Origin of the sequence: Pseudomonas sp. NFPP12, assembly GCF_900103205.1 — a bacterium.
Classification (GTDB): Bacteria; Pseudomonadota; Gammaproteobacteria; order Pseudomonadales; family Pseudomonadaceae; genus Aquipseudomonas; species Aquipseudomonas protegens.
In genome coordinates this window covers 769,289-789,440 of the sequence record NZ_FMWW01000002.1, presented here as the reverse complement: position 1 = coordinate 789,440, position 20,152 = coordinate 769,289, and the positions used below count along the sequence as shown (strand labels likewise).

General features: G+C 63.9%; 16 protein-coding genes. 8 read left to right on the top strand and 8 right to left on the bottom strand.

The genetic code is table 11. The annotated features are described in order from the left end of the window. The first annotated feature begins 20 nt into the window (after positions 1-20). The 6 genes from treC (at position 21) to tadA (ending at position 7,982) form a co-directional block, all read left to right on the top strand. On the top strand, positions 21-1,670 hold the full coding sequence (gene treC, locus BLS75_RS11295) for an alpha,alpha-phosphotrehalase (RefSeq protein WP_072450867.1): 1,650 nt from the start codon (positions 21-23) through the stop codon (positions 1,668-1,670). Between the two features lie 134 nt (positions 1,671-1,804). Continuing rightward, on the top strand, positions 1,805-3,028 hold the full coding sequence (locus BLS75_RS11290; protein ID WP_072450866.1) for a maltoporin: 1,224 nt from the start codon (positions 1,805-1,807) through the stop codon (positions 3,026-3,028). A gap of 60 nt (positions 3,029-3,088) precedes the next feature. Beyond that, entirely contained in the window at positions 3,089-5,626 is a 2,538-nt protein-coding gene (ptsP, locus tag BLS75_RS11285) for a phosphoenolpyruvate--protein phosphotransferase (protein ID WP_072450865.1), read from the top strand. A gap of 2 nt (positions 5,627-5,628) precedes the next feature. Continuing rightward, complete coding sequence (locus BLS75_RS11280; RefSeq protein ID WP_072450864.1) at positions 5,629-5,919, top strand: PTS sugar transporter subunit IIB; 291 nt, start codon at positions 5,629-5,631, stop codon at positions 5,917-5,919. Between the two features lie 198 nt (positions 5,920-6,117). After that, positions 6,118-7,494, top strand: coding sequence for a multicopper oxidase family protein (locus BLS75_RS11275; protein WP_072450863.1), 1,377 nt, complete (start codon positions 6,118-6,120; stop codon positions 7,492-7,494). Then, the gene (gene tadA, locus BLS75_RS11270; RefSeq protein ID WP_041119721.1) at positions 7,494-7,982 is read left to right on the top strand and encodes a tRNA adenosine(34) deaminase TadA; all 489 of its coding nucleotides are present in this window, start codon (positions 7,494-7,496) and stop codon (positions 7,980-7,982) included. Before BLS75_RS11275 ends, tadA begins: the two co-directional genes overlap by 1 nt. Positions 7,983-8,124: 142 nt before the next feature. Here tadA and cmoB read toward each other — a convergent pair whose 3' ends face one another. The 5 genes from cmoB to lon all read right to left on the bottom strand — a co-directional run bounded on the left by cmoB (position 8,125) and on the right by lon (position 13,600). Then, positions 8,125-9,081: a tRNA 5-methoxyuridine(34)/uridine 5-oxyacetic acid(34) synthase CmoB gene (cmoB, locus tag BLS75_RS11265; protein WP_072450862.1), complete on the bottom strand. Its 957-nt coding sequence runs from the start codon at positions 9,079-9,081 to the stop codon at positions 8,125-8,127. Beyond that, on the bottom strand, positions 9,078-9,821 hold the full coding sequence (gene cmoA, locus BLS75_RS11260) for a carboxy-S-adenosyl-L-methionine synthase CmoA (RefSeq protein WP_019093109.1): 744 nt from the start codon (positions 9,819-9,821) through the stop codon (positions 9,078-9,080). The genes cmoB and cmoA overlap by 4 nt, the downstream gene beginning before the upstream one ends. Positions 9,822-9,990: 169 nt before the next feature. Next, the gene (locus tag BLS75_RS11255) at positions 9,991-10,626 is read right to left on the bottom strand and encodes a lysoplasmalogenase (protein WP_011063178.1); all 636 of its coding nucleotides are present in this window, start codon (positions 10,624-10,626) and stop codon (positions 9,991-9,993) included. A gap of 1 nt (position 10,627) precedes the next feature. Then, entirely contained in the window at positions 10,628-11,020 is a 393-nt protein-coding gene (locus BLS75_RS11250; RefSeq protein ID WP_011063177.1) for a protease inhibitor I42 family protein, read from the bottom strand. A gap of 159 nt (positions 11,021-11,179) precedes the next feature. Further along, positions 11,180-13,600 (bottom strand): endopeptidase La, encoded by a 2,421-nt coding sequence (lon, locus tag BLS75_RS11245; RefSeq protein ID WP_011063176.1) that lies wholly within the window; start codon positions 13,598-13,600, stop codon positions 11,180-11,182. 458 nt (positions 13,601-14,058) lie between these two features. Between lon and BLS75_RS11240 the strand changes: the two genes are divergently transcribed. Beyond that, complete coding sequence (locus BLS75_RS11240; protein WP_072450861.1) at positions 14,059-16,401, top strand: putative bifunctional diguanylate cyclase/phosphodiesterase; 2,343 nt, start codon at positions 14,059-14,061, stop codon at positions 16,399-16,401. Positions 16,402-16,437: 36 nt separating this feature from the next. Here the strand turns inward: BLS75_RS11240 and BLS75_RS11235 are convergent, their stop codons facing one another. Then, positions 16,438-16,869, bottom strand: coding sequence for a hypothetical protein (locus BLS75_RS11235; protein WP_072450860.1), 432 nt, complete (start codon positions 16,867-16,869; stop codon positions 16,438-16,440). Between the two features lie 202 nt (positions 16,870-17,071). Next, the gene (locus tag BLS75_RS11230) at positions 17,072-17,689 is read right to left on the bottom strand and encodes a LuxR C-terminal-related transcriptional regulator (RefSeq protein WP_072450859.1); all 618 of its coding nucleotides are present in this window, start codon (positions 17,687-17,689) and stop codon (positions 17,072-17,074) included. Positions 17,690-17,834: 145 nt separating this feature from the next. Between BLS75_RS11230 and BLS75_RS11225 the strand changes: the two genes are divergently transcribed. Then, positions 17,835-19,493 carry an ATP-binding response regulator gene (locus BLS75_RS11225; protein WP_053153562.1) on the top strand — a complete coding sequence of 553 codons (1,659 nt, stop codon included), beginning with the start codon at positions 17,835-17,837 and terminating at the stop codon, positions 19,491-19,493. Here the strand turns inward: BLS75_RS11225 and BLS75_RS11220 are convergent. After that, positions 19,471-20,118: a carboxypeptidase-like regulatory domain-containing protein gene (locus BLS75_RS11220; protein ID WP_072450858.1), complete on the bottom strand. Its 648-nt coding sequence runs from the start codon at positions 20,116-20,118 to the stop codon at positions 19,471-19,473. The two genes, BLS75_RS11225 and BLS75_RS11220, sit on opposite strands and share 23 nt — an antisense overlap. Positions 20,119-20,152: the final 34 nt, after the last annotated feature.

Here is a 20,152-nt window from a genome sequence, read left to right as displayed (position 1 = left end):
ACTTTCCAAAGGATTCCCCCATGCAAGACTGGCAGCGTTCGGTGATCTACCAGATCTACCCGAAAAGTTTTCACAGCCACCAAGGGCAGGCCACCGGCGACTTGCTGGGAGTGGTAGACAAGCTCGACTACCTGCACTGGCTGGGGGTCGATTGCCTGTGGCTGACCCCGTTCCTGCGTTCGCCGCAACGCGACAATGGCTATGACATCAGCGACTACTACGCCATCGACCCCAGCTACGGCAGCATGGCCGACTGCCAATTGCTGATCGAGGAGGCCGGCAAGCGCGGGATCAAGCTGATGCTGGACATCGTGGTCAACCACACTTCCATCGAGCACGGCTGGTTCCAGCAGGCCCGCAGTAGCCTGGACAACCCCTACCGGGACTTCTACATCTGGCGCGATGAGCCCAACAACTGGGAGTCCAAGTTCGGCGGCTCGGCCTGGGAATACGAAGCGCAGACCGGCCAGTACTACCTGCACCTGTTCGACCACACTCAGGCCGACCTCAACTGGGACAACCCACGGGTGCGCGCCGAAGTCTTCAAGATGATGCGCTTCTGGCGGGACAAGGGCGTCGGCGGCTTTCGCCTCGACGTGATCAACCTCATCTCCAAGCCTGCGGACTTCCCCGAGGACCAGAGCGATGGCCGGCGCTTCTATACCGATGGCCCGAACGTTCATGAGTACTTGCAGGAAATGCATCGGGAAGTGTTCGCCGGCCATGACCTGGTGAATGTCGGCGAGATGTCGTCCACCCGCCTGGAACACTGCATCCGCTACTCGAACCCGGAGTCGAAGGAGCTGTCCATGACCTTCAACTTCCATCACCTGAAGGTGGATTACCCCAATCAGCAGAAGTGGGTGCGGGCCGATTTCGACTTCCTTGAACTCAAGCGCATCCTGTCCGACTGGCAATGCGGCATGCAGGCTGGCGGCGGCTGGAATGCGCTGTTCTGGTGTAACCACGACCAGCCCCGGGTGGTATCGCGCTTTGGCGACGACGGCGAACACCGCGTGGTGTCGGCGAAAATGCTGGCCACCGCATTGCACCTGCTGCAGGGCACGCCCTTTATCTATCAGGGCGAAGAGCTGGGCATGACCAATCCGCACTTCGAGCGGATCGAGCAGTACCGCGACGTCGAGACCCTGAATATCTACCGCCTCAAGCGCGAGGCCGGTGAAGAGCCGCAGGCCATCATGGCGGCGATCCAGCAGAAGTCCCGGGACAACGGGCGCACGCCAATGCAGTGGAATGCCGGTGCCAATGCCGGTTTCAGCAGCGGCACCCCCTGGATCGAGGTTGCGGCCAACGCTGGCCAGATCAATGTCCAGGCACAGCTCGACGACCCGCAATCAGTGCTGCACCACTATCGCCAATTGATCGCGTTGCGCCGTGAGCAGGGTTTGATCCAGCACGGCGTCTATCGCCAATTGCTGCCCGAGCATATGCAGGTCTGGGCCTACGTGCGGGAAGGGCAGGGCGAGCGACTGCTGGTGGTGAACAACTTCTACGGTTCGCCGTGCGAGGTTGAATTGCCGCAGGAGGTCATCGAGCCGGGCATGCAGCAGCGTCTGCTGATCAGCAACTACCCGGGGGATGGCGCCCGCAGTCGGCATTTGCTGCTGCGGCCCTATGAGTCCTTCGTCCTGCACCTGACCGACTGCTGACAATCCTCGCAGAAGCTGCCGGGCGGTTTGCGTCTGCCGTGAATGCGCTGTTGCAGATACAGCGCAGGGCTTCGTTCGTCGGCAAGCCGGCTTCTGCGGATCGAAATATCACAATAAAAATAATGGGGTGGCTTATGAAAACAACAATAAATCGCGGCCTGGCGGCGTCCTGCCTGTGCCTGGCAATGCCCTTTCCGGCCCAGGCCCTGGAGTTCGCCGGCTACCTGCGCAGCGGCCTTGGCACTTCGGTCAACAGCGGCCCGCAATCCTGCTTTCAGCTACCCGGCGCGCCCTCCAAGTACCGCTTGGGCAACGAGTGCGAGCAGTACGCCGAGCTTGAGCTGCGCCAGGACCTGTACACCCTGGAGGACGGTTCGGTACTCAGCGTCGACGGCATGGCCTCGCTCTACAACCGCTACGACCGCAACCTGACCTTCCAGGGCGAGAACGGCTCGGCGCGCATGCCGCAGATGTACGCCCAGTGGTCGAACCTGCCCAGCCTCAATGGCGGCTCACTGTGGGCCGGGCGCCGTTACTACAAGCGTAACGACATCCATATTTCCGACTTCTACTACTGGAACCAGAGCGCCACCGGCGGCGGGGTCGAGGACGTGCGCATCGGCGATTTGAAATACAGCTACGCCTTTTCCCGCAAGGACAACCTCTACCAGAAGCAAGCCGTGAGCCGTCACGACTTCAACGTTGCCGGCTTCCAGACCAACCCCGGCGGCGAGCTGGAGCTGGGCCTGAGTTACCTGGAAAAGCCCGATCGCCGTGGTGCCCACAATGGCTGGGCGATCACCACCCAGCATGTGCAGAAAGACTTTTTCGGCGGCAAGAACAAACTGGCCCTGCAATACGGTGAGGGGCCCGGTACCGGCCTGGGCTACACCGGCAATCCCTACCTGGATGACGGCAACAAGAGCTATCGCCTGGTGGAGTTCTTCGATTGGCAGGTCACCCCGCGCTTCGGCGGCCAGGTAGAGGCGGTCTATCAGAAGGACATTCGCCCCGACGGCCAGGACCAGAACTGGATCTCCCTGGGTGTGCGCCCGGCCTATGCCATCACCGAACAGTTCAAGCTGGTGACCGAGTTTGGTCATGATCAGGTGGAGGCGCCCGGTGGCACCCGCAAACTCAGCAAGTTCACCTTCGCGCCCACCTGGTCGCCCAAGGGGCCGGAGTTCTGGGCGCGGCCCGAGGTGCGCCTGTATTACACCTATGCCAGTTGGAACGAGGCCGCCAAACGCGCGGCCAACGAACTGGCGGCTGGCTCCGCGCTGTCCGACAGTGGTGTCTTCGGCACCGCCCGGCACGGGGCGAACGTCGGTTTGCAGGTCGAGTACTGGTGGAAATAAGCGATGCTGTCGGGGCTCGCGCTCCATCGGCACTTCAAGGAATCATTAGCAGGTGACGTCATGGCCATAACCCAACCCTTGCAATTGCTCGCGCCCCTGTCCGGGGTGCTGCTGCCCCTGGAGCAGGTGCCCGACCCGGTGTTTTCCAGCCGGGTGATCGGCGACGGCGTGTGTATCGACCCGACTTCCCAGACCCTCTGCGCACCTCTGTCCGGGGTGATCAGCAACCTGCAGCACAGCGGCCATGCGGTGAGCATCACTGGTGAACAGGGGCAGCAGGTGCTGATGCACATCGGGCTGGACACGGTGAATCTCGCGGGCAAGGGCTTCACCTGTCTGGTCGAGGAGGGTCAGCAGGTCTCGGCAGGCCAGCCGCTGATCGAGTTCGATGCTGATTATCTGGCCCGGCACGCTCGCAGCCTGTTGACCCTGATGCTGGTGGTCAGTGGCGAGGCGGTGACGGGGCTGGTGTCCGACAGCCTGCTGGTGGAGCTGGGACAGCCGGTGTTGCAGATCGAGCCGGCCTGCGCAGAGGAAGGTGCCAAGGCCGAGGACGCTGAAACTGAGGCGCTGTTTTCCAAACCGCTGATCCTGGGCAACCCCCAGGGGCTGCATGCACGTCCGGCGGCGTTGCTGGCCCAGGCCGCCAAGGGCTTTGCCGCGAATATCTGCCTACACCGGCGCCAGGACTCGGCCAATGCCAAGTCCCTGGTGTCGATCATGGCGTTGCAGACGGTGCAGGGCGATGTCTTGCAGGTCAGTGCTGCGGGTGCGGATGCCGAGCAGGCGATCCAGGTTCTGGTGGAGCTGCTGGCCTCGGGTTGTGGCGAGAAAGTCAGTGCTGCGGCGCCGAGTCCTGAGCCAGTAGCGGCGCGGGATGAGTCGCTGGAGACGGTTCTGCGGGGTGTCTGTGCGTCACCGGGTTCGGCGGTCGGCCAGGTGGTCCATGTGGCTGAGCAGCGCCTGCAGATAAGCGAGTGGGCGGCGAACCCGCAGCAGGAGCGCGAAGTCCTTGAGCGGGCCTTGCGAGAGGCGGTGCGGGGCCTGCAACAGCTGCGGGACAATGCCCCGGGTGAAGCACAGCAGGAAATCTTCCGTGCCCACCAGGAACTCCTCGACGACCCGAGCCTGTTGCAGCAGGCCCAAGCCCTGATCGTCGCCGGCAAGAGCGCCGCCTTTGCCTGGAACAGTGCCATCGAGGTTACCGCCGAGCTGTTCAAGGGCCTGGGCAGTACGCTGCTGGCTGAGCGCGCGGTGGATCTGGCGGATGTCGGCCAACGGGTGCTCAAGCTGATTCTCGGGGTGCAAGAGCATGCCGTGAGCTTGCCGGACCAGGCCATTCTGATTGCCGAGCAACTGACCCCCTCGCAGACCGCCAGCCTGGACACGGCCAAGGTGCTGGGGTTTGCCACTGTCGGCGGCGGTGCCACCAGCCACGTGGCGATTCTCGCCCGAGCCCTGGGCCTGCCGGCGATCTGTGGGCTGTCGCCCCGGGTCCTGTCCCTGGCCAACGGCACCCGGGTGCTGCTGGATGCCGATCGTGGCGAACTGCATACGGACCCTGACCCGCAACGCTTGCAGCAACTGGAGGCCCTGCGTCAGCAGCAACGCCTGCGCCAGCGTCAGGACCTGGCCCAGGCGGCGCAACCGGCGGTGACCCGTGATGGTCATCATCTGGAGGTCACGGCCAACATTGCCTCTCTGGCGGAGGCCGAGCAGGCCATGAGCCTGGGAGGCGAGGGCGTCGGCCTGTTGCGTTCGGAGTTCCTCTACCAGGACCGCAGCCACGCCCCCAGTCTAGAGGAGCAGGCCGAAACCTATCGGGCCATCGCCCAGGCCCTGGGCCCTGAGCGCAATCTGGTGGTGCGCACCCTGGACGTGGGCGGCGACAAGCCCCTGGCCTATGTGCCCATGGACAGTGAAGCCAACCCTTTTCTCGGCCTGCGGGGCATCCGCCTGTGCCTGGAGCGTCCCGAACTGCTGCGGGAGCAGTTCCGGGCGATTCTCGCCAGCGCCGGGCAGGCACGCCTGCACATCATGTTGCCCATGGTCAGCCAGCTGGCGGAGCTGCGTCAGGCGCGGCAGCTACTGGATGACGAGGTTCGGGCCCTGGGCCTGGCGGAAAGGCCCAAGTTGGGCATCATGATCGAAGTGCCTTCGGCGGCCCTGATGGCAGACCGCTTTGCTCCGGAGGTGGATTTCTTCTCCATCGGCACCAACGACCTGACCCAGTACACCCTGGCCATGGACCGTGATCATCCGCGCCTGGCCAGTCAGGCCGACAGCTTCCACCCGTCGGTGCTGCGCCTGATCGCGCGAACGGTGCAGGCCGCCCATGCCCACGGCAAGTGGGTCGGAGTCTGTGGTGCACTGGCTTCCGAGACCCTGGCAGTGCCGCTGTTGCTGGGCCTGGGGGTGGACGAACTGTCGGTGAGCGTGCCGTTGATTCCGGCCATCAAGGCCCGGGTACGCGAGCTGGATCTGAGCGAATGCCAGGCGCTGGCAGCTCGGATTATCGATCTGGAGGACGCGGTTCAGGTACGTGAATACCTGCACAAGCAGCAAGTCGCCGCCGATTCACTGGTTCTGGAGAACTGAAAATGTTCGAGAAATTGCAACGCGCGTTCTGGAAAGCCCTGACTCCGGACCTGATCCCTGATCAGCCGAAGGCCCCCAGGGCCAACGGCAATGTTCTGGATGACGCAATTCTGGCGGCGCTGGGTGGCAGCGCCAACATCAAGAGCCAGCAACCCCTGGCCCTGACCCGCCTGCGCCTTGAGCTGCATGATCCGCAACTGCTGGACAGCAGCGCCTTGCGCGTGGCGGGGGTACCGGCGGTGATGCCCCTGGCCGGTGGCGTGGTGCATCTGCTGCTGGGATTGCAGGGCTGAGGGGGCTGTTCGCCGGCCAGCCGGCTCCTGCAAGAGCAACGGGCTTGCCAGCGAGCAGACTCTCGAAAACACCCATCGTTTCCCCGTCTCGCCTGCGTCCCGTCGCCGCGCCGGCCTTACTGTTTCTCAACTGCGGGTGTATCGTATTCGCCTTTTGCGGGCCTGGGCCCGCGGCTGATACGTGAGGTAGTTGAGTCCATGTCCTTTACCCGTCGACAAATACTCGGTGGTCTGGCCGGTCTGGTAGTGGTGGGCGTGGGAGCGGGCGGCGCATCGCGTTATTGGCTGGGAAAGATGGCTGACGCCGAGGCGGGGCACGATTACGAGCTGATCGCCGCGCCACTGGACGTGGAGCTGGTGCCGGGGCACAAGACCGAGGCCTGGGCCTTCGGCCCTTCGGCGCCGGGTACCGAACTGCGGGTGCGGCAGGGCGAGTGGCTGCGGGTACGCTTCATCAACCACCTGCCCGTGGCCACCACCATCCACTGGCACGGCATCCGCCTGCCCCTGGAAATGGATGGCGTGCCTTACGTCTCGCAACTGCCGGTGCTGCCCGGCGAATACTTCGACTACAAATTCCGCGTGCCGGATGCCGGCAGCTACTGGTATCACCCCCATGTGAACAGCAGCGAAGAACTGGGTCGCGGCCTGGTGGGCCCGCTGATCATCGAAGAACGCGAACCCACCGGCTTCAAGTACGAGCGCACCCTGAGCCTGAAAAGCTGGCACGTGGATGAAGAAGGCGCGTTCATGCCCTTCAGCATCCCTCGGGAGGCGGCGCGCGGTGGTACGGCCGGGCGCCTGTCCACCATCAACGGTGTGTCCCAGGCGGTGATCGACCTGCCGGCCGGGCAGATCACCCGGGTGCGCCTGCTGAACCTGGACAACACCCTGACCTACCGCATCAACATCCCGGATGTCGAAGCGCAGATCTACGCCCTGGACGGCAACCCCATAGAGCCGCGCCCCTTGGGCAAGGAATACTGGCTGGGCCCGGGCATGCGCATCTGCCTGGCGATCAAGGCGCCGGCGGCCGGTGTGGAGTTGTCCCTGCGCAACGGACCGGTGCGCCTGGGCACTTTGCGCTCGGTGGCCAACAACGACGCGCCCACCCAGTGGCCTGCCGCCTTGCCGGCCAACCCCGTGGCCGAGCCGAATCTCGACAACGCCGAGAAGCTCAACTTCAATTTCGAATGGGTTGGCTCGGTCTCGGTGAACGTGGACAATGGCAAGCCGCCAAGCCTGTGGCAGATCAATGGCCAGGCCTGGGACATCACCGACAAGACCTGCGCCGACCGCCCGATTGCCACCCTGAAAAAGGGCAAGAGCTACATTTTCGAATTGAAGAACATGACCCAGTACCAGCACCCGATCCACTTGCACGGCATGAGCTTCAAGGTCATTGCCTCGAACCGCAAGAAGATCACCCCCTACTTCACCGACACCTACCTGCTGGGCAAGAACGAGCGTGCCCGGGTCGCCCTGGTGGCGGATAACCCGGGGGTCTGGATGTTCCACTGCCACGTGATCGACCACATGGAAACCGGCCTTATGGCCGCCATCGAGGTGGTGTGATGCGCCAGATACGCCCGGCGCCGATCATCGACCGCAGCCGCGACCAGGACTTCATGCGTGAAGCCCTGGCCCTGGCCGCGCAGGGCGCCGCCCTGGGGGAAGTGCCGGTGGGTGCGGTGCTGGTACTGGATGGGCAGATCATCGGCCGTGGCTACAACTGCCCCATCAGCGGCAGCGATCCCAGCGCCCACGCCGAGATGGTGGCGATCCGCGAAGCGGCCCAGGCGGTGAGCAACTATCGCCTGCCCGGCAGCACCCTGTACGTGACCCTTGAACCTTGCAGCATGTGCGCCGGGCTGATCGTCCATTCGCGCATTGCCCGGGTAGTGTACGGCGCACTGGAACCCAAGGCCGGCATTGTGCAGAGCCAGGGGCAGTTCTTCACCCAAGGGTTTCTCAACCATCGGGTGCTGTACGAGGGCGGGGTGCTGGCCGAGGAGTGCGGCACGGTGCTGAGCGAATTCTTCAAGGCGCGTCGAGCGCGCTGATCGCAAACCGGTTCGCGGCCTACACAAAACCGTAGGAGCCGGCTTGCCGGCGAAGAGGCTCTTGAGCCTTGCGCCGTTCTGGCGGGCGCCTTCGCTGGCAAGCGGAACGCCGCCCGGCCAGCTCCTGCGGGGGAAGGCGGGGTTATTTCTTGGCGACTATCACCGCACGCATCGGCGCCGGCAGGCCTTCGATGGTCTTGCTGTGGTCGGTGGGGTCCAGGAAGTCGCTCAGGGACTGATACTTCATCCACTCGGTCCCGCGCTGCTCCTCGACGCTGGTCACGCTGACATCCACGCACCGCACGTCGCTGAACCCGGCGCGCCGCAGCCACAGTTCCAGGGCCGGTACGGACGGCAGGAACCACACGTTGCGCATCTGCGCGTAGCGGTCTTCCGGCACCAGCACCTGGTGCTGATCGCCTTCCACCACCAGGGTTTCCAACACCAGTTCACCGCCCTTGACCAGGCAGTCCTTGAGCGCCAGCAGGTGCTCGATGGGCGAACGGCGGTGGTAGAACACCCCCATGGAAAATACGGTGTCGAAGCCTTCCAGATTGGCCGGCAGGTCTTCGAAGGGGAACGGCAGGTGCCACACCGAAGGCTCCGACAAGTAACGCTGCACCGCCTGGAACTGGCAGAAGAACAGCCAGTTGGGGTCGACGCCGATCACGCTGTGGGCGCCGGCGCCAAGCATGCGCCACATGTAGTAGCCATTGCCGCAGCCGACATCGAGGATGCGCTTGCCCTCAAGGTCCAGGTGCGGGGCGACCCGCGACCACTTCCAGTCCGAACGCCATTCGGTGTCCACGTGCACGCCGAACAGGTCGAACGGGCCCTTGCGCCACGGCGACAGGCCCATCAGTGCGGTGCGCATCTGCGCCCGAGTGGCGTCGTCGCAGTCGGTGTCCAGGCGCAGGCCATTGATCAGGTCGATTTCGCTGGGCTGGATCTTGGGCAATGCATCCAGGGCGCTTTGCCAGCGCTCCAGGTCGCCATGGCCTTTTTCCATCTTGGCGTCGAGCTGGGCTTGCAGCCCATTGGCCCAGGTGGCCAGGGGCGTACCCGCCAGACGGCGAGCGAGGGGGGACAGATCAATCATGGCAGGGCAATCAACGAGGCAAAGTTAAGGCATTGGAACCACGGCACGACTTTCGAGAACCCGGCAGCCAGCAGGCGTTCGCGGTGTTCTTCGAGGCTGTCGGGCTTCATGACGTTTTCGATGGCACTGCGCTTCTGGGCGATTTCCAGTTCGCTGTAGCCGTTGGCGCGCTTGAAGGCGATGTGCAGGTCGGTGAGCAGGGCGTGTTCCTGGCCATCGTTGAAGCGCAGCTTCTCCGAAAGGATCAGCGCGCCACCGGGCAGCAGTGACTGGCGGATGCGCCCCAGCAGGGCCAGACGCTGCTCGGGGGCGATGAACTGCAGGGTGAAGTTCAGGGCCACCACCGAGGCTGGCTGGAATTCCAGGGCCAGGATATCGCCCTCGATCACCTGCACCGGCAGCAGCTCCTGGAACATCGAATCCTGGCCGTTGAGGTATTCCCGGCAACGTTCGACCATGGCTGCGGAGTTGTCCACCGCGATGACCCGGCAGCCATCCGTGCGCACATGGCGGCGCAGGGCCTGGGTCACTGCCCCCAGGGAAGAGCCCAGGTCGTAGAGCACGCTGTTGGGCTGGGCGAACTGCGCCGCCAGCACCCCGAGGTTCTCGACAATGGTCGGGTAACCCGGCACCGAGCGCTTGATCATGTCCGGGAACACCCGTACTACATCCTCGTTGAAGGCGAAGTCGGGCACCTGGGCCAGTGGCTGGGCGAAAAGGCGGTCGGGTTCTTTGCTCACGGCGGTTCCGGCGATGGAGATAAAAAGAGGGCGGCATTGTAGCCGCTGCCGCAGGCTGCGATAAGGCCCGCAGGGCCTTCAGGGGCGCAAGGGCGACGCAAGGTGTGGTCCTTTCGCCGGCAAGCCGGCTCCTACGGAGAGTAGGGACCGGCCTGCCGGCGCAGGCGGCTCAGCGCGGCTTCTGGCTGAACGCCGAAGCGGCAATGCCCCACTGGCCCAGCCAGTAGAAAATGATGATCAGGTAGGGCGCGGCGTCGAAGGCCAGCACGAAGCGGCTGATGCCGATCAGGCTGTCGGAGAAGGCAAAGCTCAGGGCGCCCAGCGCTGCCAGTACCGCGGACCGCGTGGGCACCGCTGAGCCGAGGCGTGCCAGGGCGCGCCAGAGCATGGCGCTGATGGTCAGGGCGTAGACGATCACCGGCACCAACAACGGCCCCAGGCCGTGGGAGATCAGGATGCTCAACAGCACCGCGCCAATGGCCAGTGCCACCAGCAAGGGCAGCAGCGCCGGGCGCCGGCAGTCACTGAGGTAGGCCTTGAGGTAGGCCAGGTGCGCCACCAGGAAGGCTCCGAGACCGAACACGAACAGGTCCGTGGGCCAGGCCAGCAGGACATCCCCCAGCACCGAGAACAGCAGGCCGATGATGATCCAGCGCCGGTAGTCCCCGGGCGGTGCATCGTGCAGCCAGCCCAGCAGGGCCAGCACCGGCAGTGGCTTGACCAGCAGGCAGAGCAGGGTGGCATGCACGCTGACGCCGTAGAGGAAGGTGGCGGCGCCCATCAGCGCCAGTATCAGCCAGCCCATGTCAGTTCACCGTGATCGAGCAGTCGAAGGCCTTCACCGGGGCCTCTTCCGGTGCCCAGGGTTGCTGGTAGGTCAGCAGCAGCCGGCCCTGGCCGCTGGCGAAGGCCTGGAAACGCCAGGTCGACTGCCCGCCACTGCCCACCAGGCCGGTGTCTTCGGGGTTGCTGTAGACCTCGGGGCTGACCTTGCGCAGGATGCCGCCGGCCGAATCCTGGATCGCCCAGCGATAACCGGTGGTGGGGTTGCTTGGCAGGGTGAGGATCAGGTTCTGCCCATTGTGCAGTTGCAGCGGGCATTCACTCTGGTTTTCAACGGTGACGTTCTGCTTGGGCTGGCTGGCGCAAGCGGTCAGCAGGGCGAGGCTGAGCAGGGCAAGAAGGCGGGGTGTGGGCATGGGGCAGGAAGCTCCGATCATTCATGACGAACGGCGAGCATAACTGAAGATGATGGGCGGTGTGGGGAGGGGAATAAAGGTTGGCGGTTATGGCCTGTTCGCCGGCAAGCCGGCTCCTGCGAGGGGGGCCCTGCAGAAGCCGGCTTGCGGCGAAAGGGGTTAGAACAGCACTTTGGCCACGTCGGCAAAACGCTTGGCAAAATGCACGGTGATGCCTTCCTTGAGATAGTCCGGCAGTTCTTCGAAATGCCCGCGGTTGGGCTCCGGCAGGATCAGCTCGTGGATCTTCTGGCGCCGCGCGGCGATGACTTTCTCGCGCACCCCGCCAATCGGCAGCACGTGGCCGGTGAGGGTCAGCTCGCCGGTCATGGCCACGCCTTTCTTCGGCGGCTGGTTGCGCGCCAGGGACAGCAGGGCGCTGGCCATGGTTACCCCGGCACTGGGGCCGTCCTTGGGGGTGGCGCCTTCGGGAACGTGCAGGTGGACGAAGGCTTCGTCGAAGAACTTGCTGTCGCCGCCGAATTGCTTGAGGTGCGAGCTGACGTAGCTGTAGGCGATCTCCGCCGATTCCTTCATCACATCCCCCAGTTGCCCGGTGAGCTTGAAGCCGCGGTTGTGGGTGTGAATGCGCGTGGCCTCGATAGGCAGGGTGGCGCCGCCCATGCTGGTCCAGGCCAGGCCGGTGATGACCCCGGTGCCGCTCAGGACCTGCTCGTTACGGAACACCGGCATGCCCAGGGAAGCCTCCAGGTCCTTGGGCGCGATCTTGATCGTGGCGTCCGGCTCGTCCAGCAGCTTGACCACGGCCTTGCGTACCAGCTTGCCCAGTTGTTTCTCCAGCTGGCGCACCCCGGCTTCCCGGGCGTAGCCATCGATCACCGTGCGCAGGGCGCTGTCGCTGATGCTCAGGCTGGTCTTGGCGACACCGGCCTTTTCCAGCTGCTTGGGCCACAGGTGGCGTTTGGCGATGGCCAGTTTTTCTTCGGTGATGTAGCCGGACAGGCGAATCACTTCCATACGGTCCAGCAGCGGGCCGGGAATCGAATCCAGGGTGTTGGCAGTGCACACGAACAGGACCTTGGACAGGTCCATGCGCAGGTCCAGGTAATGATCGAGGAAGTCGACGTTCTGCTCCGGGTCCAGGGTCTCCAGGAGGGCCGAGGCCGGGTCGCCCTGGTAGCTCTGGCCCATCTTGTCGATCTCGTCGAGCATGATCACCGGGTTCATCACCTCCACTTCCTTGAGGGCCTGCACCAGCTTGCCCGGCTGGGCGCCGATGTAGGTGCGGCGGTGGCCCTTGATCTCGGCTTCATCACGCATGCCGCCGACGCTGAAGCGGTAGAACGGCCGCCCCAGGGATTCGGCGATGGATTTGCCGACGCTGGTCTTGCCGACACCGGGTGGGCCTACCAGCAGCACGATGGAGCCGCTGATCTCGCCCTTGTAGGCGCCCACCGCGAGGAATTCGAGGATCCGGTTCTTGATGTCGTCGAGCCCGGCGTGGTGCTTGTCCAGCACCTTGCGCGCGTGCTTGAGGTCGAGCTTGTCGTCGCCGAAGACGCCCCAGGGCACGGCCGTGGCCCATTCCAGGTAGTTGCGGGTAACCGCATATTCCGGCGAACCGGTCTCCAGGATCGACAGCTTGTTCATTTCCTCGTCGATGCGTTTCTGCGCCTGGGGCGGCAGCACTTTGCCAGTCAGGCGCTGTTCGAACTGCTCCAGGTCGGCGCTGCGGTCATCCTTGGTCAACCCCAGCTCCTGCTGGATCACCTTGAGCTGCTCCTTGAGGAAGAACTCGCGCTGGTGCTCGCCGATCTTGCGGTTGACCTCGGCGGAAATCTCTTTCTGCAGGCGCGCCACTTCGACTTCCTTGCGCAGCATCGGCAGGACTTTTTCCATGCGCTTGAGCATGGGCACGCAGTCCAGCACTTCCTGCAGTTCGTTGCCGGTGGCGGAGGTCAGGGCGGCGGCGAAGTCGGTCAGGGGCGACGGGTCGTTGGGGCTGAAGCGGTTGAGGTAGTTCTTCAGCTCTTCGCTGTACAGCGGGTTGAGCGGCAGCAGCTCCTTGATCGCATTGATCAGCGCCATGCCGTAGGCCTTGACCTCGTCGGTGGGCTCGCTGGGCTGATGGGGGTACTCGACCTCCACCAGGTAGGGCGGACGATGGTGCTTGAGCCAGGTGCGGATGCGCACCCGGGTCAGGCCCTGGGCAACGAACTGCAGCTTGCCGTTTTCACGGCTGGCGTGATGGACCTTGACCAGGGTGCCGTACTCCGGCAGCGCGGAGGTATCGAAGTGTCGCGGGTCCTCCTGCGGGGTGTCCATGAAAAACAGGGCAAGGGAGTGATGCTCGGATTTGCTCACCAGTTCCAGGGTTTCGGCCCAGGGCTCTTCATTGACGATGACCGGCAATACTTGCGCAGGAAAGAAGGGACGATTGTGAATCGGGATGATGTAGACCTTGTCCGGCAGATTCTGTCCGGGCAGGGCCAGGCCGGTGCCATGGGCAGCCTGGTGTTCGGTGTTTTCCGGATCGACGTAGTCACGTGGATCTTCGGGAAATTCTTGCTGGTCGCTCATGGAGGCTCCTGCGCGATGGACTATGCAGCTTAGATGGGGCAGGTCGCCGCGGGTTTCAATGGGGGACTGGTTTCAGCGTTTTTCCGAATCGGTGGGAAATGCCGCTGCATCGCCCCTTGCCCTGGCAGAGAAGCGTTGCATAGCCGCGGTCTAGGCTGTTCTTGCTGCATGCCTGGGGGTTTTTGCGAAGGGATTCAAGCTCACTTGAAGGGGCTGCTTGACATGGGTTGTCAATAAAATGACTGCGATGTCACCTGTTTTATTGCGTGATCTTGTGTAGTTTGAGGATTAATCTGATTGCCCGGAATGCCGGAATGAAGCTGGCATTTATTTGACGCGCGCATTCAGCTTCTCAGAGGGATGGGTATGAAGAAGGGATTTTTCAGCTTCCGGCAGGGGTTATCCGCGTCGGCCTTTTCAAGGCCCGCCGGGGACTTGGAGCGACTGAGAGCAGCCTTATGAAGTGGCGCCGAACCTTTCAGGCAAGGATTGTCGGGGTGCTGGCGCTATTGCTGTTGGTATTGATTGCCGCGGTGTATTTCGCGGTCAAGACCGCCACCACCCAAGCGGTGGAGCGCCAGGCGCAATTGCAACTGAAGATCGGCACCCGGGTATTCGAACGGCTGCTGGACTTGCGCGGTCGCAACCTGCAGTACGGTGTCGACTGGCTGGTGGTGGATTCCGAGTTTCGCCGGGCGGTGCTCAGCGGCAAGCCGGTGGATATCCTTGCCGCCCTGGCCCAGCATAGCGGCGGCATCCGCTCCAGCGAGATGTTCGTGCTCAGCCCCGAGGGCCGGGTCATCGCCAGCACCCTGCCGGTGATCGCCCGGGACCAGCACTTTCCCTACGACCAGGCCCTGCGCCGGGCCATGCGGCACAACACCCACATGCTCTTCGTCGCAATCAAGGGCCGGCCCTATCTGCTGGTCCAGGGGGAAGTGCTGGAGTCGCTACCCATCGCCCGAGTAGTGATGGGCTTTCCCATGGATGAGCTGTTTGCCCAGGAACTGCGCTCCATGAGCAACCTGGAAGTGTCGTTTCTGACGGTCGATGGTCAGCATCCCGGCGAGCTGTTCAGCACCCAGCCGGAGTTCTTCTGGTCGCCCATCATCAATGTCCTGGCCGACTCCCTGTGGCAATCCCTGCCGCAGTTGAGCGAGACCCATGGCCAGCGTTTCCTCAACCAGGCCTTGCAACTGGCCAATACCGGGGATGCCGGCGATCCGCGGGTCATGGCCTTGCTGCAAAGTCCCCTGGAGCAGGCGTTGCAGGCCTTTGCCCCGCTGGACCGGGAGTTCATGTGGATCGCCATGGTGGCGCTGGTGGTCTCCCTGGTCTGCGCCCTGCTGATGGCGCGGCGGGTATCGCGGCCCCTGGAAGACCTGGCCCAGGCGGCAAGACGCATCGGTGCCGGTAACTATCAGGCCCCGGTAACCATCAAGCGCAGCGACGAGTTCGGGGTGCTGGCAGATGCCTTCAACGCCATGCAGAGCGCCATTGCCACCCGCGAACGGCAACTGGCCCACAACGCTCTGCATGATCCGCTGACCGGGCTGCCGAACCGGGCCCTGGCCATCGAACGCCTGACCAAAGCCATTGCCGCCCGGCGCAATGTGGTGCTGCTCTACCTGGGCATCGACAACTATCGGGCGATCAACGAAGGCTTTGGCACAGAAGGCCTGGACCAGATGATGGGCGAGCTCAGCCGGCGCCTGCGGGAAGTATTGTCCCAGGGCGATACGGCGGCCCGGATCACCGCCAGTGAATTCCTCCTGTTGCTGGAGGACACCGAACTGGACGGGGCCATGGCCATGGCTGACCGGCTGCATGACCTGCTCAGCCGGCCGCAACTGATCCAGGGCGATGAGGTGCGCCGGCAGATCTGCATGGGAATGGCGGTGTACCCCGCCGACGGCAAGTCCGCCGAGGAACTGATCAGCCGCGCCGCCATCGCCCGCCATGATGCTTCGCTCAAGCCCGGTTACTTGCAGGTCTACCAGCAGGACCGAGACCTGGCTCACCAGCGGCAGATCAGCTTGATCCGCGACCTGCGCCGGGCGGCCGCCGAAGGTGAGCTGTTCCTGTTGTACCAGCCCAAGCTCGATCTGCGCCGGGACTACCTGCACCAGGCCGAAGCCCTGCTGCGCTGGCAGCACCCGGTGTTCGGCGTGGTCTCGCCGGCGGAATTCATTCCCCTGGCCGAGCGCACCGGCAGCATGCACAGCCTCACCGCCTGGGTCATCGAAGCCTGTATCCGCCAGTTGGCGGAGTGGAACCGCCGGGCCCTGCCCGTACGCCTGTCACTGAACATATCGGCCAGCGACCTGGAGGACGACGGCCTGGAGGTACGGGTCAGCGATTACCTTGAGGGCTATCAGGTGGCAGCCGAACAGTTGGTGTTCGAGATCACCGAGAGCGCCATCATGCGCGACCCGGAGCAGGCCCTGGCCGTGCTGCAACGCTTGCGCGGCTGCGGCATCAGCCTGTCGGTGGACGATTTCGGTACCGGTTATTCATCCCTGGCGCAGTTGCAGCGCCTGCCGGTGCAGGAGCTGAAGATCGACCAGTCGTTCATCCGCAATCTGGATGAAACCAGCGGCGATGCGGTGATCGTGCGTTCCACCATTGAAATGAGCCACAAGCTGGGGCTCAAGGTGGTGGCCGAAGGCGTGGAATATGAGCATTGCCTGAAATTGCTGGAAAGCTGGGGCTGCGACACGGTGCAGGGCTATCTGATCAGCCGACCGTTGCCGACCGAGGCCTTTGAGCGCTGGCTGGTGAACTCCCGGGTGTCGAGCTGATAGCTGGATGGCCGAATGGCCATCCAGGGGGCGCGCTCAGGGGGCGGCGGACTCGGCCTTGGTCAACAGGCTTTGCAGCTCCGGCTCTATGCCTTCCTCACTGAGGTTGTCCATGATTTCCAGGATGCAGGGCGCATAGCGGGGCTCGATGGCCGCTTCCGACCAGTCCAGTTCATAGATCGCCATGACCCTCACGTCCAGGTAGGGCGAATCCACCAGCAGGCGTTTCAGCAGCTCGATGGCTGGCGGGCTGCGCAACTCTCCCAGGGACACCGCGCAGCGGTGCTGCCAGTACTCGGGGCGCGACAGCAGGGTTTCGCCGAGGCGTTGCCATTGCGACGGGGTAAAGGCGTGGAGGACTCCCTTGGCCACCTGCTCGGTGGTGTATTCGTTCCAGTTGGCGGCTTCCGAGTCACCGAACCAGTGGTGTAACCGTTCAAACAACTCATCACGTTTATCCGTGCTCATGATGTCTTTCTCCTGCGAGGGCGGTCGCGCCAGCACGCTGTTCCTGGCGTGCCGCCCAATGCCATGGCGTTTATACCGGCGTGCCAGAACCGATGCTGCCTCATTTGCGCAGGTCTTCCCAGCATTAACGGCGCGCGCTGACCAACAGTGTCTTGGCATTCTGGTGCAGGCCGCCCGATAGCGCGGCCCCGATTGTCCCGGTTTACCAGGTGCCGGCGAACTTCACCGCCGCCGCGGCGCGCGACGGCACCTTGAGGGTATGCAGCAGGGAAGACACGTGGATACGCACGGTGAACGGCGAGATATCCAGCTCTCGGGCGATTTCCTTGTTGGTCTTGCCCTGGGCGATCAGGCGCAGGACTTCCTGTTGTCGGGTGGTCAGCTGGCTCACTTCGGCGCAGGCGTCCAGGGGCAGCAGCAGGCCGGAAGGCGCGTACTTGACCACCACTTCGCCTTCGCGGATGGCCTGTATCGCCTGGCCGATCTCGTCCGGGCTGATGCTCTTGCCGATGAAACCGTCGGCCCCGGCGGCCATGACTTCGGCGATCAGGTCCTGGTTGTCGACCATCGACACCACGATGATCGAGGTGCGCGGCAATTGCTGGCGCAGGCCGGCAATCATGCTGACCGAGGTCAGGCCGGGAAAGCGCAGGTCGAGAATCAGCGAGTCCGGCTCCTCGCCGCTCTCGGCCAGGGCCATTACCGCAGCCAGGTCGCCGGCCTCTTCGAGCACGGCATCGGGCAGCAAGCGCTGGATGGTGCGCAGCATGCCTTCGCGAAACAACGGGTGGTCGTCGGCGACGATAATCCGGCATGTCATGTTTGAAACTCCTTGAAACATCCAGTCCTGTGGGCATGCTAACTTGGCGCACGGTGTTGTAACTGCCCGCTGGTCGTGTCCTATGGGCCAGTTTGCCGAACGGCAAAAGACCACGGCAGCGCATATTGCACAAGGAGGTGATTGCATGAAAGTTGAGAAAGACAGTGAACTCGATCAGGCCACCCTGCGGATTATCGTCGCCGGATGCGCCCTGGTCTGGTTTGGCGTGATCGGCTTCCTGCCGGGGCAGGATGTGGATCCCTACGTGCCGGTGATGATCTACATTTCCCTGTTCATGCTGGGGTCGATCGTGCTGCGCATGGCCATTGCCCGTTGGCCCGGGCACTACCCGGCGCGGCGCATCCTGGGCATGGTCTATGACTACACCGGCACCTGTTACGGCTTGGTGGTAGGCGGCGAGGGGGCGCTGCCGATCTATGCGGTGATGGTCTGGGTCAACCTGGGCAATGGCATGCGTTTCGGCTCGCGCTACCTGGCCATCGCCACCGTGCTGGCGCTGTTCGCGCTGTTCATGGTCTACCTGCTGACCCCCTATTGGCAGGCCCAGCCCTACATGGTGCTGATGCTGATGATTACCAGCACGGTGATCCCGGTGTACGCTCACATCCTGCTCAAGCGCACTCGCCTGGCTTCGGAAGAGGCGATTGCCGCCAACCTGGAAAAATCCCGTTTCCTGGCCCAGGCCAGCCATGACCTGCGCCAGCCGATCCACTCCATCGGCCTGTTCACCGCCTGCCTGCGCGAAGCCAGCCTGGGGGTGGATGAGCGGCGCCTGGTGGACAACATCGATCGTTCGCTGCTCAACGTCTCGCAGTTGTTCCGCTCGATCCTCGACCTCTACACCCTGGACAACGGGCGGGTGCAGCCCAAGTACGAAACCGTCCACCTGGGCGAACTGCTGCGCGACCTGGTGCGCCAGAATTCCGAGGCGGCGCGCTGGGCGGGTGTCGAACTGCGGCTGCGGCCTTGCGCCCATTGGGTGCGGGTCGACCCGGGGCTGTTGGCGACCATGGTGCAGAACGTGCTGTCCAATTGCTTCAAGTACGCCGCGGAACGGCCGGTGCTGATTGGCGTACGCCGGCGTGGCCAAGGCCTGGCCATTGTCATCTATGACCAGGGCCGGGGGATTGCCGAGGAGCATCTGCCGAAGATCTTCGATGAGTTCTACCGGGTTCGCCAGGTACGGGACAAGGACGTCGAAGGCGTCGGCCTGGGCCTGTCCATCGTCAAGCGCCTGGGGCAGATGACTGACCTGCAGGTGACGATTCGTTCGCGGGTCGACCACGGCACCACGGTCAGCCTGCACGGCCTGTCACTGGCCGCGCCACAGCGTTTGCACGGTCGTGACGAGGCGTTGCAGAGCGGCTTGCTGACCGGGCTGCGGGTCTGTCTGGTGGAGGATGACCGTAACGTGCTGCTGGCCACTTCGGCGCTGCTGGAGCGCTGGGGCTGCGTGGTCCAGGCCGAATCGAGCGGGGAGAACCTACTGACCGATTGCGACATTATCGTCGCCGACTATGACCTGGGCACCCGGGCCTCGGGTATCGAATGCATCGACAGCATCCGCCAGCAGCGGGGCTGGGAAGTGCCGGCGCTGATCATCACCGGGCACGACATCGAGAAAATCCACGCCGCCCTGCACGACCGCAACATCGCCATCCTGTCCAAGCCGGTGCGGCCGGTGGAACTGCGCAGCACCTTGCGAGCCCTGCGCGAGGCACCGCTGGTGCCTGCCCACAGGGCTGCGGCGCCAGAGACGGTTACCAGGTCCGGCACGGGATAAGCAGGGGGTAGTTGGTCATGGTCAGCTTCTTGTTCTCGCCGCTGGCCAGTTCGACGAAGTCATCCAGCATGCCCGAGTACGAAGAGATCGAACTGCGCTCGGTGTAGTAGTGAGTGGTCACCGGCCCGTAGTTGGTGTTGCTCTGGCCGGTGCCCACGTACTCGTTCCAGCGGCTGGTGCCGTACACCATATCGTGGCCCTGGACGAAGTAGCGGCCCGGTTGCAGCCCCGTGAACTGGAAGATGCCGTTGCCGTCGGTGCGGGTCACCCGGTGCACGGCCAGGGCCTCGGGGACCATGCTCACCGGGGCGCCTTCGGGTTGGGACGCGCGCAACTTGTGCCAGGCCTGCAGGTGCGGGGTGGCCGGGTAGAGATAGATCTCGACGTCGCGGCTGTCTTCGATACCGTCATTGCCGACGATACAGAACTTGCCGGTGAGCGTTGCGGTGCCGGGTTGCAGCGCGGCGCGCGCGGCCTGGGTGTCGAAGGGCTCGTCGGGGTACTGCACGGTGGGAATCTTGACAGGCGGGTATTCATCCAGGGTTCGCCCTTGGCGCGGCGCGCAGGCAATCAGGGTACAGGCGAGCAGGGCCAGGCCTGTCACCATGAAGAGACGGGGTTTCATCAACTCAGGACCTTTTCAGGAGGGAGCGGTGCTC

Bases quoted from the DNA above. Each gene is read 5' to 3' on its own strand.
- BLS75_RS11250 (WP_011063177.1), bottom strand. From the start codon at position 11,020: ATGCCCACACCCCGCCTTCTTGCCCTGCTCAGCCTCGCCCTGCTGACC.
- tadA (WP_041119721.1), top strand. From the start codon at position 7,494: ATGCGCCAGATACGCCCGGCGCCGATCATCGACCGCAGCCGCGACCAG.
- ptsP (WP_072450865.1), top strand. From the start codon at position 3,089: ATGGCCATAACCCAACCCTTGCAATTGCTCGCGCCCCTGTCCGGGGTG.
- BLS75_RS11235 (WP_072450860.1), bottom strand. From the start codon at position 16,869: ATGAGCACGGATAAACGTGATGAGTTGTTTGAACGGTTACACCACTGG.
- BLS75_RS11280 (WP_072450864.1), top strand. From the start codon at position 5,629: ATGTTCGAGAAATTGCAACGCGCGTTCTGGAAAGCCCTGACTCCGGAC.
- treC (WP_072450867.1), top strand. From the start codon at position 21: ATGCAAGACTGGCAGCGTTCGGTGATCTACCAGATCTACCCGAAAAGT.
- lon (WP_011063176.1), bottom strand. From the start codon at position 13,600: ATGAGCGACCAGCAAGAATTTCCCGAAGATCCACGTGACTACGTCGAT.
- BLS75_RS11225 (WP_053153562.1), top strand. From the start codon at position 17,835: ATGAAAGTTGAGAAAGACAGTGAACTCGATCAGGCCACCCTGCGGATT.
- BLS75_RS11275 (WP_072450863.1), top strand. From the start codon at position 6,118: ATGTCCTTTACCCGTCGACAAATACTCGGTGGTCTGGCCGGTCTGGTA.
- BLS75_RS11220 (WP_072450858.1), bottom strand. From the start codon at position 20,118: ATGAAACCCCGTCTCTTCATGGTGACAGGCCTGGCCCTGCTCGCCTGT.
- BLS75_RS11290 (WP_072450866.1), top strand. From the start codon at position 1,805: ATGAAAACAACAATAAATCGCGGCCTGGCGGCGTCCTGCCTGTGCCTG.
- BLS75_RS11230 (WP_072450859.1), bottom strand. From the start codon at position 17,689: ATGACATGCCGGATTATCGTCGCCGACGACCACCCGTTGTTTCGCGAA.
- BLS75_RS11240 (WP_072450861.1), top strand. From the start codon at position 14,059: ATGAAGTGGCGCCGAACCTTTCAGGCAAGGATTGTCGGGGTGCTGGCG.
- cmoB (WP_072450862.1), bottom strand. From the start codon at position 9,081: ATGATTGATCTGTCCCCCCTCGCTCGCCGTCTGGCGGGTACGCCCCTG.
- BLS75_RS11255 (WP_011063178.1), bottom strand. From the start codon at position 10,626: ATGGGCTGGCTGATACTGGCGCTGATGGGCGCCGCCACCTTCCTCTAC.